Genomic DNA, 17013 nt, shown 5'->3' on the forward strand with positions numbered 1-17013 from the left:
GGGAGGGGACGAACACATCATGGAATCGCAGCAATTATTGGAACAGATGGTTAGTCGTATAGGGGCGGCGGACGAGGCCGCGAAGCAAGCGGCCGCGCACAAGCTGGACCGGCTGACGAAGCCGCCCGGCAGCCTGGGCAAGCTCGAGGAGATCGCCAGGCAGATCGCAGGCATCACGGGAGAGCTGAACCCGGATTTGTCGAAGAAAGCGGTCGTTGTCATGGCCGGAGACCATGGGGTTTGCGCCGAAGGCGTCAGCGCCTTTCCGGCGGAGGTCACGCCTCAGATGGTGATGAACTTTCTGAACGGCGGAGCCGCCGTGAATGTGCTGGCCCGCCATACCGGAGCGGATGTCGTCTGTGTGGATATCGGCGTGAACGCCGAGCTGAGCCATCCGGGGCTGGTCAGCCGGAAGGTGAAGATGGGGACGGACAACATGGCGGTTGGGCCGGCCATGAGCCGGGAAGAAGCGGTCCGGGCGATAGCCGTCGGGATCGACATCGTGAACGGGCTCGCGGAACGAGGCTACCGGATGTTCGCGACAGGCGAGATGGGCATCGGCAACACGACGCCGAGCTCGGCGCTGCTGGTAGCGCTGACCGGCACCGACGTCGAAACCGCTGTAGGCCGCGGTACCGGCATCGGCGACGAAGGGATGCGGCGCAAGTGCGACGTGATCCGGCAGTCGCTGGAGGTGAACCGCCCGGATGCGGGCGATCCGCTTGATGTGCTGGCGAAGGTCGGCGGCTTGGAGATCGCCGGTCTGGTCGGCGTTATTCTCGGCGCGGCGGTGAACCGCTGTCCGGTCGTCGTAGACGGATTTATCTCGTCCGCCGCGGCTCTGGTCGCCTCGCGGCTGGCCCCGTTGGCGGCGCCGTACATGATCCCGTCCCACTTGTCCCAGGAGCAGGGACACCGGGTACTGATGGGGCATATCGGCCTGCGGCCGATACTGCAGATGGATATGAGACTGGGCGAGGGCACCGGCGCGGTGATGGCGTTTCCGGTCGTGGAAGCGGCGATGAAGCTGATGAACGAGATGGCGACGTTCGAAAGCGCCGGCGTATCGGAGAACTGAGCGGGCGGAGGCGAGGATTCGGCATGAAAGTATTGATTACGGGCGGGGCCCGGAGCGGAAAAAGCTCCTTCGCGGAACGATATGCCGCCCATCTCGGGAATAGCGGCATCTATATCGCGACGGCGCAGCCGTTCGACGAGGAGATGACGGAACGGCTGACGCTGCACCGGGAACGCCGGGACGAGTCGGGGTTTGCCTGGCAAACCGTCGAGGAGCCGCTGGAGGTGGCGGACTACTTGCACCGGCACGAGCCGCGAGTCGGGGAAGTCGTTCTGATCGACTGCCTGACGTTGTGGCTGTCGAACTGGCTGTTCCGCTACGAGCAGGAAGCCGACATGGAGCAACGCGTCGGCGAGCGGATCGACGAGCTGGCGGAAGCCGTGCGCCGCTGCGCGGGCACCGTGCTGCTCGTAACGAACGAGGTCGGCAGCGGTATCGTGCCGGAGTACAAGCTGGGCCGCGTCTACCGCGATCTCGCGGGACGGATGAACCAGCGGATCGCCGAGGTCAGCGGCGAAGTATTCCTCGTCACGAGCGGCATCCCGGTCGAACTGAAGCGGCTGGCCTTCCGGTTCGAGTAACACATTGGGTGCGGAGCGGTTTGCGCCGCGCGGCACGGGCGTGGAATAAGGGTCTCAAACCGCTCTTATTCAGCCGGCTAATCATCGAAATCAACAAATAAGGGTCTCAAACCGCTCTTATTCGCTCGACGAGTTGATTGAAACCAACAATTAGAGTCGCAAATCGCAAATCGCTCCCTCCTATTCGCTTGGTGATGAAAGCGAGGCATTAATGCTGCAACTACGGCCAATTAGTTGGAAAACTAAGGTGCGAACCGAGCAGAGTCTACAGCCGGGCGGACAGACGACAAACGGACACACCGATAGTAGTTAGACGGACTGATAGCCTGATAGGGACGGCAGATTGAAGGACGGATGACTTGGCAAGATAGACGTACTGGCGGATCGGACCGGCAGGCTGACTGAATGGTTGGATGGTTGTTTGTCAAGGGCGGACGTCGGAGCGATGCGCGGAACAGGGGGAATGAAGGTGCTGCTGTTTTCATGGCAAGAAACGGCTTGGATGGTGATCGCCGCTATCTTGGTGGATTGGATCGTCGGTGATCCGCGTTGGCCTACGCATCCGGTCATATGGATCGGCAGGTTGATTTCCCGGCTGGAGAAACGGCTGAGAAGCGGAGAAATTAAACAACAAGTATCCGCCCCACGGGAGTCTGCTGCATCGGAACAGCACGCCAATGCGACCGGGGAGTCCGCTGCGCCGGCACCTGCGGCCGCATCCCACCAAGCGCAGACCGCTCCTTCGGATCGGCGCCGGCTGCGTCTTCAAGGTGTCGCTTTGACTGTTTTGACGGTCGGGGCGGCTTTTTCCGTTATGTTCGTGATCGTGAAGCTGTGTTTGCTAATTCATCCCTGGCTCGGGTATGCGGTCAACGTCTGGTTCATCTCGACGACGATCGCCGTCAAAGGGCTGAAGGACGCCGCCATGCTGGTGTATCGTCCGCTCAGCGAAGGCAACATGGAGGATGCGCGCAAATATGTCGGCTACATCGTCGGGCGCGATACGACGCGGCTGGACGAACCGGAAATTGTCCGGGCGACGGTCGAGACCGTATCGGAGAATACGGTGGACGCCTTCGTCTCGCCGATCGTCTTCGCTCTGCTGGGCGGCGCACCGCTTGCGATGCTGTACCGGGCGGCGAACACGCTCGATTCGATGGTCGGCTACAAAAACGCGAAATATTTGCATTTCGGCTGGGCTTCGGCCCGGCTGGACGATGTGCTCAATTACATACCGGCGCGGCTGACCGGCCTGATGATCGTTTGCGTTTGCGCATTCGGCAAAGGATTGTCGGCGGCTCGAGCGGCCAAATCGGTCGTAACGTTCGCGTCGCGCCACCCGAGCCCGAACAGTGGCATCCCGGAATCGGCCGTAGCCGGAGCGATCGGAATCGAGCTCGGCGGGCTCAACCGCTACGGGGACGTCGTCAGCGACCGTGCCCGCATGGGCTGGCCGCTCCGTGAGCGAAGCCGGGGAGATATTGTGCTCACGATCCGAATATGTTATGGGGTAAGTTATCTGGTTGCAGGAGGGCTGTTATGCGCAGTGGTCGCAACAATGTATGGGTAACGGAGCTGGGAGCTTGCGCGTCGGCGTTTCAGTTTTTGACGCGGCTACCGGTGCGGATGAAGCTGGATTATACGGACGAGCTGTTTCGGCGGAGCACCGTGTATTACCCGGTAGTCGGTCTCGTGCTCGGCGCGATGCTGGCCGCTGCGGCGTGGCTGCTGGAACTGCTGCTCCCTTCGGCGCCAACTGCGGTTATCGTACTCGGATTGTGGGTGGCGGTAACCGGAGCGCTGCACCTGGACGGCTTGATGGATTCCGCCGACGGGTTGCTCAGTCACCGTTCGAGGGAGCGGATGCTGGAAATTATGAAGGACAGCCGGGTAGGCGCCATGGGCGTTGTGGCCGGCGTTCTGATGCTGCTTATGAAGTTTTCGCTGCTGGTCACGATGGCGGCGTACTCGGACAAGTGGCTGGCCTTCCTGATCGTTGCCCCGATGTGGGGGCGGTGGTTCATCGTTTGGGCAATTGCCGGCTGGCCTTACGCGAGGGAAGGACAAGGGCTCGGAAGTTTATTTACTTCCGTAACCCGTTCTCAAGCTCAGGTTGCCTCGCTTCCTGCGATCGCTGGGAGCTTGGTCGCGCTGCTCGCCTTCCGTTACCCCTGGTGGGAAGCGCTGGGGTATACAGCGGGACTCGTCGTAATCGCGGGAGCGCTTGGTTATGCGTTGGCTCGTTCGATGGCGCGCAAATTGGGCGGACTGACCGGGGATACCTATGGAGCATTAGTCGAGTTTCTGGAGTGCGCGGTGCTGCTGCTGGCTGTAATCGCGATGAATTGGTAGAGTAGGGGGAGAGAAAGTATGCTGGAACGATACGGACACGGGGGAGATTTAACGACGGCGGAATCGCTTTATGGACTGCCGGCGGACGGATTCCTCGACTTCAGCTCCAATATGAACCCGTTTGGCCCTCCGGGAGCAGTCGGGAAACTGCTGGCGGAACGCTGGCGGGAGCTGGCCCGTTATCCCGATCCGGCGGTGCGGGAATTGCGCCGTACGCTCGCGGAGAAGTACGGAATACCGGAAGCGAGCATTCTGGTCGGCAACGGGGCCGCCGAACTGATCGACCTGACCGTACGGGCGCTGAAGCCAGAGTCCGTCGGTCTTGCAAGGCCGTCCTTTTCGGAATACGAGGAAGCGGTGAGGAAAATCGGCGGCGGGATTGTCGACATCCCGCTATCCCCGGATAACGGATTCGCTTTAAGCGAGACGGCGCTCCGTCAGGCGGCAGCCTCCGCCGACCTGCTCCTGCTGGGCCATCCGAACAATCCTACCGGTAAAATGGCGGACCCGGCTATGCTTCACCGGCTCGTTCAGGACCGGATTCCGCTCGTGCTGGACGAAGCGTTCGTCGATTTCGCGCCGGACGAGCAAGCGGTCAGTCTGATCCGGCTGGCGTCGGCAACCAAAGGGCTCTATGTGCTCCGCTCGATGACGAAATTTTATGCGATACCGGGCATCCGGCTCGGATTTATGGTTGCACATCCGGAGGAGATCCGGGCGATGAAGGAGCTCCAGGTGCCATGGAGCGTCAATACGATGGCGCAGTGGATCGGTCAGGCCGTGCTTGCCGAGCGCGAGTATGCCGAGCGGACCCGGCGATGGCTGGAGGACGAGCGGCCGCGGCTGGTGCAGGGGCTGCAATCGCTCGGATTGCACGTATTTCCTAGCGACGTTAACTTTCTGCTCGTCTCCATTCCGGAAAGCTTGGGGATAGACGTCAAGACGCTCCAAAACCTCATGGGACAACTTGGGGTGCTGATCCGGGACGCCTCGTTGTTCCCCGGCTTAAACGACTCGTACTTTCGCGTGGCGGTCCGTCTCCGGGAGGACAACGAGACGTTAATCACGCGTCTTGCCCAAGCGCTGCGGATAAACGGAGAGCCTGCGGCCCATGAAGCTCCGCCAGCCGAAACGGAGCATTCAGGCATTCCTAAGTCCGGAGACTCGGCGCCGCTTGCGCCTACGATTATGTTCCAGGGCACTTCGTCCGATGCGGGCAAAAGCATCCTGACGACGGCGCTGTGCCGCATCCTGCTGCAGGACGGCAGGAAAGTGGCCCCGTTCAAGTCGCAGAACATGTCGCTGAACTCGTATGTGACCCCGGACGGCAAAGAGATCGGCCGCGCTCAAGGGATGCAGGCCGACGCCTGCCGCATCGCGGCGACGACCGACATGAACCCGATTCTGCTGAAGCCGAAAAAGGACATGGTATCCCAGGTTGTCGTGCACGGCAAGCCGCTGCGCGATTATGACGCTAGGACGTACCGGGAGAAATATTTGGGCGAAGCGCAGGAGATCGTCAAGGAAGCGCTGGGGCGGATGCGCCGCCGCTACGACGTTGTCGTCATCGAAGGGGCAGGGAGCCCGGCGGAAGTGAATTTGAAAGACCGCGATATCGTCAACATGAGACTGGCCGGCTGGGCGGATGCGCCTGTGCTGCTGATCGCCGACATCGACCGGGGCGGCGTTTTCGCGTCGCTCGTCGGTACGCTGGACATTTTGACGCCGGAGGAGCGGGATCGCGTCAAAGGATTCGTCATCAACAAATTCCGCGGCGACGTTACCTTGTTGAAGCCGGGACTCGATTGGCTGGAGCGGCGTACCGGTAAGCCGGTGCTGGGCGTAATCCCATACTTGCCGGATCTCGGCTTGGAGGATGAAGACTCGGCCTCGCTCGATGCGAAGCGGCCGTCCGGACCGAAGCGGGAAGGGCAGGTCGATGTGGCAGTGCTGCGTCTGCCGCGGTTGTCCAACTTCACCGACTTCGATCCGTTGTTCGAGGAGCCGGATGTTCACGTCCGGTACGTCTCCGGCGTATCCGATTGGGGAGAGCCGGACGCCGTGATCCTACCTGGCAGCAAAAACACGGTGGACGACTTGAAGTTTTTGCGGGAAAACGGCTTGGAGGCGTGCGTCCGCAGGCATGTGCAAGAGGGCGGCAGGCTGATCGGCATATGCGCCGGTTACCAGATGCTCGGCCGCCGTCTGCTCGACCCGGATCGGATCGAATCGGATACCGGAGAGCTCCCGGGCATCGGGCTGTTTCCGTCCGAGACGACGTTTACGCCGGATAAACGGACCGAGCGGGTCAGCGGGTCGGCGAATTGGCCGGGAGCCGGGAGGGGGGCTCTTCCCGTCGAAGGCTACGAGATTCATATGGGCCGGACGGTATTTGTGGAGGATGTCCGGCGTCCGTTCTCCATCCGGATTCACGATGCGCCCGAGCTTGCGGCATCGTACCATGAAGACGGCGCGATGTCGGAGGACGGGAAAGTGTGGGGCACGTACGTTCATGGCATTTTGCACAACGACGAGCTTCGGCGGGTCTGGATTAACGAGATCCGTACGGATAAAGGCTGGGCGCCTCTTGACGGGCAGCTCCAGTTCCACAGCAAACGCGAGGCCGCCTTTGACCGGTTGGCCGATCATGTCAGGAGCCATTTGGATATGGCCCGAATCTATGCGATGATAGAAGGAAGCGACGAAGGGAGCGGAAACGAATGAGAATTTATACAAGAACGGGCGACAAAGGGCAGACAGGCGTTATCGGAGGACGCGTCGATAAGGACGATGTCCGGGTGGAGGCGTACGGCACGACGGATGAGCTGAACTGCTTCGTCGGGCAGACGATCAGCGTGATGACCAGCGGCACGATGGACGACCTGAAAGCCGACCTCGAGCTGGTCCAGCAGGAGCTGTTCGACTGCGGGTCGGACCTCGCTCTGCTCAAGCCGGAGCTGCGTCCTTACAAAGTGAACGCGGAGATGGTCGACCGTCTGGAGACGTGGATCGACAAGTACGATGCGGAGACACCGGACATTACCCGGTTCATCCTGCCCGGAGGCTCGCAGGCTTCGGCGCTGCTTCACGTCTGCCGGACCGTATGCCGACGAGCGGAACGGAGAGTCGTCACCTTGTCCAAGCAGGCGGAGATTAATGAAGAGGTGCGCAGGTATTTGAACCGGCTGTCCGATTTCTTCTTCACGGTAGCCCGCACGGCCAATTTCCGAGAAGGCGTGCCGGATGTCGAATACGAACGAAGCCCCGAAGTATTCCGCCGCAAGTCCAGATGAGCTATTACGAGCCGCTTACTTACATCGTGCCGTCTGATGAGGACGGCATGATGCTGAAAAATATTCTCCGCGACCGGATGCAGCTGTCCCGCAAGCTCCTGTCCCGTCTGAAGCTGACTCCGGAGGGGATCACCGTCAACGGAGAGCGGAAGTATACGTCGGTGCGCGTCCAGGCCGGGGATGTGGTCGAGGTTCGCATGGAGGAAGAAGAATCCGAGGATATTTTGCCGCAGGATATCGAATTCGACGTGATCGACGAGGACGAGCATCTGCTGATCGTCAACAAGCCGGCCGGGATGATCGTCCACCCGACACACGGTCACTATATGAATACGCTGGCCAATGCGGTCGTGTATTACTGGCAGCAGCGGGGGGAGAAAGTCCGGTTCCGGCCGGTGCACCGGCTGGACCGCGAGACGTCTGGCGTACTCGCGATCGCCAAAAACCCGTACGCCCACCAGTTTATTTCCGAGCAGATGCAGAACGGCGCCGTTGATAAATGGTATATAGCCGTTGTGCGCGGCAATGTGCCGGAGGACAGGGGGACCATCGAAGGTCCGATCGACCGCGATCCCGAATCGCCGCATGTCCGGATCGTCACGCCGACCGGTTATCCGTCGGTCACGCATTATGAGGTGCTGGAACGGTACGGGGAAGCGGCAACTTTCGTCCGGCTGAAGCTGGAGACGGGGCGCACGCATCAGATCCGCGTCCATATGAATCATATCGGCCATCCGCTGCTAGGAGACGAGATGTACGGGACGGACGAAGAAGGGCGGCGGGTTGCGGCCTATTCCGCAGATTCTAATGAAACAGCCGAGGGAGAGACCCTCGGCCGTCATGCGCTCCATGCTTCCACGCTCGGCTTCGAGCATCCGTCCGGGCGCGGACCAGTCCGGTTCGAAGCTGCTCTGCCGCCGGACTTGACCGGGCTTCTCGCCCGGCTAAGGTCCGGTCATTTGGAATGAAGATCGCCTTTGTGCAATTTGCCTTTGCCGCCCTGGGTGTCGTCCCTCGAGCCGACATCCTGCTGGCGCAAGGCAGAGCCGCCGCATCCGGCTGTAATGGCGGTCAGGAGCAGCAAGGCGGCGGTAGCCGCGGCGATCGTTTTGAAGCCCATTTTCAAGTTCATGGCGTATCCTCCCCGATTGGATGTCTCTTCCTCCGCTTACGTTTCCAACATCTGTCGAAAATTATCCGCTGCTTGGCGGGTTTCTTTATGGTTTTTGTGTCAAGCGACTCTTTATTGTTTGTCCGATTCATGTATAATTAGAAAGGCTATTTGAGACTGGAAGGGGAAAGACTGATGAGTACACGGATAACCGCCTATTTGTACCCGAAATGCGGAACGTGCCGGGACGCTTTGAAATCGCTCCGGAACAAAGGCGTAGTGCCGGACGAAGTCGTCAATATTTTCGAGACGGCGCCTTCGGCGGAACGGCTGACCGAGATCATCGGCAAAAGCGGGCTTCCTTTAAAGAAGTTTTTTAATACGTCCGGAGAAGTGTACAAGGAAATGAACCTGAAGGACAAGCTGCCGGGAATGAACGAGGAAGAGATGATTGCGCTGCTCGCCTCGAACGGCCGGCTGATTAAACGTCCGATCATTTATGATGGGGAGCATGTAACGGTCGGTTATAAAGAAGACGAATACGAGCGTGTCTGGAACCGCGTATAAGAGAGAGAAAAGGGGGCGGCTCGTTGAAGCGACAGACGAAACAAAATTGGAGCGTACGCCGGGCGCCGGGCGCGGTCGGTACGTTTTTGCTCGCACGAATCAAAGCGCTGCTTCGGTTTTTGCAGCTGGGGAAGAAAAGCGGGGCTTTGCTCAGCATGGCCGTCGCTACGGCAATCTATACTTGGTTTTATCAATGGGAGTTTGCGCTTGGCGTGACGATTATGGTGCTCGTCCATGAGCTCGGTCATGTGGTGGCCGCCCGGCAGAAGGGGATTCCGGTGACCGCTCCTTTTTTTATCCCGTTTCTGGGCGCGCTGATCATGCTGAAGCGCAATCCCCGCGATGCGGAGACGGAAGCCTATGTAGCGATGGGAGGCCCGCTGCTCGGTACGATCGGAGCGTTTGTGTCGTTTCTGATCGGGCTGGTGTCGGGTCATGCGATGTTTTATGCGATTGCGTATATCGGGTTTACGCTGAACCTGATCAATCTGTTGCCGATCCATCCGTTGGACGGCGGACGCATCGCTTCCACGGTAACCAGGTGGCTTTGGGTAGCAGGGGCGGTCGGCGGCTTGTTCGTCGTTATTTATTTGCGGTCGTATCTGTTTTTTTTCCTGTGGCTGCTGTTCGTATGGGACTTGTTCTCGAAGTATGTGATGTACCGGGGCAGGACGGCGGACTATTCGGTCTGGGGAAAGATCGAAGTGCCGTACGAGGAAATCCCGGGCGAAGATTGGATGCTGAAGCCGTTCCGGGAAAACGTAGAGCTTCCTTACCGCGCCTACTCGGATATGGAGGGGAAGCTGTGGGTCGAGATCGAGTGGGAGGAAGCAGGCGCTGTGAAGCCTGTGAAGATGCTCGAACAGGGACTGATCCGGTCCGTTACCGGATTAAAGGTCGAGCGGCGCTGGCGGCAGTCTCCGAAAATGGTCGTCCTTCGCTACCAGATCGACTATGAGCCTCACGAAAATGAGAATTACTATAAAGTGCCGAATGCGGTACGCTGGAAATTCGGCCTCGGATACGGTGCTTTGGCGATTGCTTTGTTCTTTATGCTCGATCTGGTGCAAAATTTGATGGCTTCCGAAGGCGGCTTCCTCCAATCGTTAAGAAAGTAAACGGTAAACGTCATAAAGGATTCAGCCGAGCGTTTGGCCGATCTCTTTGGTCTATCTTATTAATCATTGTAGCGAAGTTTCGCCAAAGAGCGTTTCTTCGATTTGGGACGAGCTGCCCGATAGATCGGGGGCAGAATAACAGCAGGCCTGACTGCGGGATGTAGCAACAGCTGCTAAGTTTGGGGTTGGGAATATGAAACGAATCGGATCAAGCCGGCTGCAGTTACTCGGGTCGGCTATTTTTTCGGAAGTAGCGGAATGGAAGAGGGAAGCGGCTGACAAAGGACTTGATATCATCGATCTCGGCATCGGCAGCCCGGACCGGCCTCCCTCCGCGCGAGTGATGGAAGCGTTGGCGAAGGCGGCCTCGAATCCCGGCAACTACGGTTATCCGACCTCGGAAGGGTCGCTGGCGTTCCGGAGCGCCGTCTCCCGATGGTACGACTACCGGTTCGGGGTCCGGCTCGATCCCGAGTCGGAAGTAACGACGCTGATGGGGTCTCAGGACGGTTTGGCTCACTTGGCGATGGCTGTCGCCGATCCGGGCGATGTGGCAATTGTGCCTGATCCGGGCTATCCGATCTATTCGGCGAGTCTTGTTTTGGCCGGTGTGACGCCTTACTTGCTGCCGCTTCGTGCGGACAACGGTTTCCTCCCGCGTCTGAACGAGATTCCGGAGGAGACGGCGGCGCGCGCCAAATTCATCCTGCTTAACTACCCCGGCAATCCGTTGGCGGCGGTGGCGGAGATCGGGTTTTTCGAGGAGCTTGTCGAGTATGCGCGGCAGCGCGACCTGCTGATCGTACACGATGCGGCGTATTCCGAGATGGCGTTCGACGGGTTTCGGCCGCGAAGCGTGTTGGAAGTTCCCGGCGCCAAAGATATCGCCGTCGAATTTCACTCGATGTCGAAAAGCTTCAACATGGCCGGCTGCCGGCTCGCTTTTCTTGTCGGCAACAAGGAGGCGGTGCAGGCGCTGCGCACGCTCAAGTCGAATATCGATTACGGCGTATTCGCAGCTGTGCAAGAAGCCGGCATAGCGGCGCTGGACGATCACGCCTCGGGTTCCGGCTGGGAGGTCGCTTCCGTTTACGAGCGACGACGGGATATTATGGTGGAGGGTCTTCGCTCTGTAGGCTGGGATGTGCCGAAGCCAAAAGCGACAATGTTCATCTGGGTGCCGATTCCGGCAGGCTGGACATCTCGACAAATTTCCCGGGAAATGCTGCTTTCCGCAGGCGTTGTCGTTATTCCGGGAGACGCGTTCGGCGAGCAGGGACAAGGCTTTGTCCGGATTGCGCTCGTGCAGGAAGAGGATCGGCTCGCGGAGGCGGTACGCCGAATCGGTCGTTTTTTGCACGAACGGGGAGGCCGTTCATAATGTGCTAGCGTGAAAAGATGGAGCGAATCGGAACGTGTCGAACGTGAAAGGTAGGCATCGCCAGTGCGGATCATCCAAGGATGGCTGCGGGCGGATGAACGGGCGCCGCGTGCGGTGCGGGACAAGCCTTGTTCCAGGTGATGCTGGGGCAAGGCTTTGTTGGTGTTGTGCGCAGCAGACGGCAGGCATATTCCGGGAATTTCGCCGGTCGGCGGCAGTCAGGATGTATTCCATCGTGCGAACCAGGAGCCGAAGTTGAAAGCCAAGAGCCAAGAGCCAAGAGCCAAGAGCCAAGAGCCAAGAGCCAAGAGCCAAGAGCCAAGAGCCAAGAGCCAAGAGCCAAGAGCCAAGAGCCAAGAGCCAAGAGCCAAGAGCCCAACCCCAACCCCAACCCCAACCCCAACCCCAACCCCAACCCCAACCCCAACCCCAACCCCAACCCCAACCCCAACCCCAACCCCAACCCCAACCCCAACCTCCAAAAAACCAAAGCCAAAAGCACAGTACCTAGCAGAACGAGCGCGGAACAAGCGTAAATTTGAATCTCACCAGGTGCAGGTTGCTTGAGTAGTGACTCAATTAGTCATTTAGCAGCTTCTAGTGGACGGACTATATGATTCTCAGCTCCTTCTTAGAATTATCACGCCCAAGTAAAATGAGGCCCGAACGACAGACTACAGACTACAGACTACAGACTACAGACTACAGACTACAGACTACAGACTACCAGACTACCAGATCACCAGATCACCGGACTACCAGATCACCATATTCGCTGCGTGCCGATGCCGGCAACCCGCTTTTTTTAGTCACCCAGCCGCTTTGACCCGCTGCGCTGTCCGCCTCCATCCATCTCCCCTTAGCCCTCAGCTACTGATCAGATGCCTTCCACGAGGACGCGCTCCCTTCATTCCGACACAACAGACTGTTGTCTGCAGCCGGGCATGGTTAGAAATTTGGGATTGATAAACAAATCAAAAAAAGCTAATATAGATTGTGAAGAACGTTGTTCTGCATATGAGAACTCAATCGCCGGATAATGGAGTAACTGTATAGTTTAATCCAGAAGATGAACAGCGAATGGGGACATAGGCTTGGTGACAGGCCCGAATGCAGTCAGGACGGACAGAAGCACCTCTTCGTCGGCAACATTTACGAATTTACGTGAACATTGTTCTTTATACAAGAACATACTAACCCCCGAAGCTGGTGCGATATGCCTCGTATTCAGGACGGGCTGCGGCCTATTGCCGGATGCGGGCGTTCCAAGCTTAACGATATCCAATAAAACGTAGCGGAGATGACGAGATTGAAAGAGATCGCAAACGGAGTATGGCCTACGATGATCACCCCTTTCACGGAAGACAAGCAAGTCGATTACAACGGATTGGAGCAGCTGATCGAATGGTATATCAGCCAAGGCGTAGACGGGCTTTTTGCGGTATGCCAATCGAGCGAGATGTTTTTCCTCAGCTTGGAGGAGCGCGTGAAAATGGCCCGGTTCGTCAAGGAGAAAGCGGGTAATCGGGTTCCGGTAATCGCCTCGGGGCACGTCTCGGACGACCTGGAAGGGCAGATCGAGGAAATCAGGCAAATCGCCGCAACCGGCATCGATGCGTTCGTGATCGTCACGAACCGGTTTGCCAAGGAAGAGGAGTCCGACGAGATGTGGATCAGCCGCGCCCAGACGATTCTCGAGAACGTTCCGGGTGTCAGCTTTGGCCTTTACGAGTGCCCGTATCCGTACAAACGGCTTCTGAGCCCTCAGGTGCTGAGCTGGTGCGCCTCGACCGGCCGGTTTTTGTTCCTGAAAGATACGTCGTGCAGCGAAACGGAGATCGAAGCCAAGCTGGAAGCCGTCAAAGGCAGCAGCCTGAAACTGTTCAACGCCAATACGGCGACGCTGCTCGCCTCGCTTAGACTGGGAGCGGCCGGATTCAGCGGCGTGATGGCGAATATGCATCCGGACCTGTACGTATGGCTGACACGCAATTGGAGCGCCGAACCGCAAAAAGCCGAAACACTTCAAGCTTTTCTAAGCACCGCTTCGTTAATCGAGCTGCAGATCTATCCGGTGAACGCGAAATATTACCAGCAGCAGCTCGGCCTGCCAATCGCTTTGACCTGCCGGAGCAAAGACGCGTCAACCTTTACGGCAACACGCAAGCTTGAGGTGAACCAGCTCGCGGTCACGGAGCAGGCGATTCGGGAACATATCTCGCTGCCGCGTCCGGTTTACGCCAAAGCGTAAGACGCACTTATAGTGCGAGTTCAAAAAGTCCGGTTTTCAGCACCGAGAAGATGGGATGAAGCTAGGAAATGAGGAGCGGAGCGTAGTGGCAGCTTTTGTGAGCACCGGAAGTTCCGGCTGAATTCCATATTCGATGAGTAGGCTTCGTGATCAAAAGTGGACTTTTTGAACAACCTCTTATACTCATTCATCATTCATTAACGGTATGAAGGAAGGGGCAGGCACATGAATTTTCGCAGCAACGATAAGATCGTCTTTATAGGAGACAGCATTACCGATAAAGGAAGAAAAACCGATCCGCTGAAGCTGGGCGGGGGATACGTTCGGCTGCTCCACGATTACTTCGCAACGAACAACCCGGAGCTGAACTTGACGGTGATCAACGAGGGGACGAGCGGCAACCGGGTAACCGATCTGCAGAAACGGTGGACGATGGACGTGCTCGATCATCAACCCGACTGGCTGTCGGTGTCGATCGGCATTAACGACGTGTGGCGGCAGCTCGATTCCCCGGATGCGGAGCAAGTACTGCCAGACCGATTCGAAGCGGTGTACCGTGAGCTGCTTCGGCAAGTCAGGGAGAATTGCGATAGCCGGCTTATCCTGATGCAGCCTACGATCATCAAGGAGATTCCCGACTCGACAGGCAACCGGATGCTGCAGCCGTACGTAGCTATTGTGGACCGGTTGGCCGCCGAGTTCGGCGCCGTATTGGTGCCGACTCATGAAGCGTTTATCGGCTTCCTCCGGCGGGGAACGGGCAAGGCGCTCACGACGGACGGCGTGCATATGACGACGCTGGGTGATATGCTGATGGCGACGACGTGGCTGAACACGATGCAGGAAGCGGGAGCCCAGGTGGCGGCACTTGTTTCACGAGGTTAACAAGCGGCAATTCCGATCGTAAAGTGTCTTATCATCAGAAACAAACCTCCAACTCAATCCCGCTGCAAAGTCCGGGTAAGGTGCGCCTTGGAAGATGCGGGCGCATGCCCAGCCTTCACTTGCGTCCGACTTTGCAGATACGGAGAAGTTGGAGGTTTTGTCATTTAAAGCTTCGTCCCTTTCACAAGCTTCGCAAAATAGTCCACGCAAGCGCGGATCGTACGTTCCCGCCCCAGCGGCCCCCAAGCGTCCCATTCGACGCTGTCCGAAATATTGACCTGCCGCTCCTTCACCGCGAAAGTTCCTGCCATAGCGGATCATCATTCAGCTTCTCCACCGCCTCCGGATCGCTCCATACGACGAGAAGACGCTCCGGGTCTTCGACCTTCATCGGGGAGGACAGCAGAAAGCAGCCGCCGGGCTTGATCTCGTACTCGGCATCCTCAACGAGCATCGTACCGGAGCCTTGCAAAATGTAACAAATAGAAGGGCGGGAGACGACAAAGGGCCGCAGGCCGCCGCGGGTGATCGGATAGTCGTATCGTTTGACGGAAGTCATCATGCAGGAGACGGTATGCGAGACGTTTATAGCGGGCTCCTTCGCGGACGACTTTGCGAATCAACCGGGAGTTTGTAAGAAGATAAGCTCCATCCCTTGGAGGAACGTACACAACCGAGCGCTTTAACCTGGTCACGCGTGAATCAGGGGTGGAGGATGGATTACAGAACCGTAAAGACACAAAAAAATCGGCTCGCAAGACCCGAGCCGAAAGGGATTCCCCTAGCAGAATGCAGCATCATTCTCCAACACGTCGATAATCTGGTGCTGCCCGTTCGGCGACCAGCTCATACGCACCCAGTTCGGGATGAAATGGACATGGCTATGTTCAACCTCCACGGCGTTATGCCAGGTTGCTTCCTTAAGCAGTTCGCTGTCCGCCGCCGAATCCTGGTAGACCAGCAAGTGGTCCGTTTCAAACGGCGTCAAGCTGTCCGGCGTTACGTCCTTGATCCTCTGGTTCCGCGGCACGCAGTTGCCCGGCTGCAATCCCAGATTGGCGTACAGCAGCTCGCTCAAGGGATGGTCCACGCTCCCTTGAATCCGAATGATCCCGTGCTGCAGCCGGATAAAGGAAATTGTTTGATTGCCGACGGAGTGAGCGAGCCGTTCCCTCGCCGTCTTTATCCGGTCGGCAAGCTGACGGCAGATCTGTCTCGCTTCCGTCTCCCTGCCTACCAGTTCGGCTAACCGCATATAGACCTTTTGCCAGTCCATACTGGGATGAAGGACGACTGTAGGCGCGATCTGCTTCAACCGTTCATAGAGAGGCAGGTGCCTGGCATCGGCCAGGATGACATCCGGGTGAAATTCCCGCATTTGCTCCAGTTGAACTTCCACCGGCAGCTCGCCTTCAGCTTTTCGCATGCACAGATACCCGTCTAGCTCAAAGGCGTCCTCGATGCCCAAAGAGTGCAAGCAATCCTTGTACAGAAAACAGGAAGCGGATGCAACCTTCAACTGTCTTCTTTTCATATACAGCGTCGGCGATAAGCCCACCGTTTTTTTGAACATCCGGCTGAAATAAAACTCGCTGCCTATGCCGACAGCGCTGGCGGCCGTTTTGACCGAGTAGCCATTCTGCTCCAGCAGCTGCTTGGCCGAATCGATACGGATCTGGTTCAAATATTCAAAGGGGGACATGTTTCTCGCTTTCTTAAAGCTCCTCGAATACGAGGTAGGCGTAAGGCCTGCGAGGTTCGACAGCGTCTCCAGCTTGATCTTCTCCCCGTAATGCTTATGCATATAGCTTAGCGTCCGGTCAATGGGAACCGCCGCTTTCCCGCTTGCCTCCTGCTTACCAAGCTGCTCATTCCATTCGTACAGCAATCGCTGGAAGTTCAGCTGCAGTTCGGCGTCGGCTCCCCCGCACCGTTTGCTCTCCTCGTACAGGCGCTCCATGTCATCCGGCACCGGCCTCAGCATGACGGAAAACAGCCTGCCCGAAGGTTGTACCGTCGTCCGGGGCGTACAGCTCCATCCCCCTTTGCGCCGGATAAAGGCCATCTCACGGACGGCGAGCAGATACACTTCCAGAACGTCCGATTCTTGCAGCACCTCGAACGTCAGACCGGGTGTCAGCCGGATGCATTGTCCCGGTTTAAGTGAAACGGTTTGAAGCTCGGTATAGAGGTGGCCCTCGCCCTCCATCACCACGACCAGCAGCTCGCCCGGACTTGTCCTGGTCAGCAGCGTGTTCCGTTTGTGATACCGGCGTTTGCGGATCGAAGACAGATAGACGGAAGCGAATGTGGAGCCCGAAGCCGGAAGCATGGACAAATCCCCCTTTGCAACTCGGAAAAGTGATAATGAGAATCGTTATCACAAATTATAAAGG

16 protein-coding genes are annotated in these 17013 nt (G+C 58.0%); 12 read left to right on the forward strand and 4 right to left on the reverse strand.

The annotated features are described in order from the left end of the window. Positions 1–19: 19 nt before the first annotated feature. The 7 genes from cobT to PV433_RS05980 all read left to right on the forward strand — a co-directional run bounded on the left by cobT (position 20) and on the right by PV433_RS05980 (position 8272). Positions 20–1078 (forward strand): nicotinate-nucleotide--dimethylbenzimidazole phosphoribosyltransferase, encoded by a 1059-nt coding sequence (cobT, locus tag PV433_RS05950; protein WP_332071264.1) that lies wholly within the window; start codon positions 20–22, stop codon positions 1076–1078. A 23-nt stretch (positions 1079–1101) separates the two neighbouring features. Next, positions 1102–1659, forward strand: a complete 558-nt coding sequence (gene cobU, locus PV433_RS05955; RefSeq protein WP_332071265.1) for a bifunctional adenosylcobinamide kinase/adenosylcobinamide-phosphate guanylyltransferase — start codon at positions 1102–1104, stop codon at positions 1657–1659. A 445-nt stretch (positions 1660–2104) separates the two neighbouring features. After that, on the forward strand, positions 2105–3229 hold the full coding sequence (gene cbiB, locus PV433_RS05960; RefSeq protein WP_332071266.1) for an adenosylcobinamide-phosphate synthase CbiB: 1125 nt from the start codon (positions 2105–2107) through the stop codon (positions 3227–3229). Continuing rightward, the gene (cobS, locus tag PV433_RS05965) at positions 3199–4011 is read left to right on the forward strand and encodes an adenosylcobinamide-GDP ribazoletransferase (protein ID WP_332071267.1); all 813 of its coding nucleotides are present in this window, start codon (positions 3199–3201) and stop codon (positions 4009–4011) included. The genes cbiB and cobS overlap by 31 nt, the downstream gene beginning before the upstream one ends. Positions 4012–4029: 18 nt before the next feature. After that, positions 4030–6735: a cobyric acid synthase gene (locus PV433_RS05970; protein WP_332071268.1), complete on the forward strand. Its 2706-nt coding sequence runs from the start codon at positions 4030–4032 to the stop codon at positions 6733–6735. Then, positions 6732–7304 carry a cob(I)yrinic acid a,c-diamide adenosyltransferase gene (locus tag PV433_RS05975; protein WP_332071269.1) on the forward strand — a complete coding sequence of 191 codons (573 nt, stop codon included), beginning with the start codon at positions 6732–6734 and terminating at the stop codon, positions 7302–7304. The genes PV433_RS05970 and PV433_RS05975 overlap by 4 nt, the downstream gene beginning before the upstream one ends. Continuing rightward, positions 7301–8272 carry an RluA family pseudouridine synthase gene (locus PV433_RS05980; protein ID WP_332071270.1) on the forward strand — a complete coding sequence of 324 codons (972 nt, stop codon included), beginning with the start codon at positions 7301–7303 and terminating at the stop codon, positions 8270–8272. The genes PV433_RS05975 and PV433_RS05980 overlap by 4 nt, the downstream gene beginning before the upstream one ends. On the opposite strand, the gene PV433_RS05985 is transcribed toward PV433_RS05980, so the two are convergent. After that, positions 8260–8436, reverse strand: a complete 177-nt coding sequence (locus PV433_RS05985) for a hypothetical protein (protein WP_332071271.1) — start codon at positions 8434–8436, stop codon at positions 8260–8262. The two genes, PV433_RS05980 and PV433_RS05985, sit on opposite strands and share 13 nt — an antisense overlap. Before the next feature lie 174 nt (positions 8437–8610). On the opposite strand from PV433_RS05985, the gene PV433_RS05990 reads away from it, so the two are divergent. The 5 genes from PV433_RS05990 to PV433_RS06010 all read left to right on the forward strand — a co-directional run bounded on the left by PV433_RS05990 (position 8611) and on the right by PV433_RS06010 (position 14617). Continuing rightward, positions 8611–8982, forward strand: coding sequence for an arsenate reductase family protein (locus PV433_RS05990; RefSeq protein ID WP_332071272.1), 372 nt, complete (start codon positions 8611–8613; stop codon positions 8980–8982). 23 nt (positions 8983–9005) lie between these two features. Further along, entirely contained in the window at positions 9006–10100 is a 1095-nt protein-coding gene (locus PV433_RS05995) for a site-2 protease family protein (RefSeq protein WP_332071273.1), read from the forward strand. A gap of 193 nt (positions 10101–10293) precedes the next feature. Further along, a complete protein-coding gene (locus tag PV433_RS06000; RefSeq protein ID WP_332071274.1) occupies positions 10294–11481 on the forward strand; it encodes an aminotransferase class I/II-fold pyridoxal phosphate-dependent enzyme in 1188 nt (395 codons plus the stop codon). A gap of 1309 nt (positions 11482–12790) precedes the next feature. After that, positions 12791–13732, forward strand: coding sequence for a dihydrodipicolinate synthase family protein (locus PV433_RS06005; RefSeq protein WP_332071275.1), 942 nt, complete (start codon positions 12791–12793; stop codon positions 13730–13732). 225 nt (positions 13733–13957) lie between these two features. After that, complete coding sequence (locus PV433_RS06010) at positions 13958–14617, forward strand: SGNH/GDSL hydrolase family protein (protein WP_332071276.1); 660 nt, start codon at positions 13958–13960, stop codon at positions 14615–14617. A 164-nt stretch (positions 14618–14781) separates the two neighbouring features. Here PV433_RS06010 and PV433_RS06015 read toward each other — a convergent pair whose 3' ends face one another. The 3 genes from PV433_RS06015 to PV433_RS06025 all read right to left on the reverse strand — a co-directional run bounded on the left by PV433_RS06015 (position 14782) and on the right by PV433_RS06025 (position 16949). Beyond that, positions 14782–14910 (reverse strand): hypothetical protein, encoded by a 129-nt coding sequence (locus PV433_RS06015; RefSeq protein ID WP_332071277.1) that lies wholly within the window; start codon positions 14908–14910, stop codon positions 14782–14784. After that, complete coding sequence (locus tag PV433_RS06020) at positions 14907–15179, reverse strand: AraC family transcriptional regulator N-terminal domain-containing protein (protein ID WP_332071279.1); 273 nt, start codon at positions 15177–15179, stop codon at positions 14907–14909. The genes PV433_RS06015 and PV433_RS06020 overlap by 4 nt, the downstream gene beginning before the upstream one ends. 219 nt (positions 15180–15398) lie before the next feature. Continuing rightward, complete coding sequence (locus tag PV433_RS06025) at positions 15399–16949, reverse strand: AraC family transcriptional regulator (protein ID WP_332071280.1); 1551 nt, start codon at positions 16947–16949, stop codon at positions 15399–15401. Positions 16950–17013 lie beyond the last annotated feature (64 nt).

Origin of the sequence: Paenibacillus sp. GYB004, assembly GCF_036577605.1 — a bacterium.
GTDB lineage: Bacteria > Bacillota > Bacilli > Paenibacillales > NBRC-103111 > Paenibacillus_AB > Paenibacillus_AB oceani.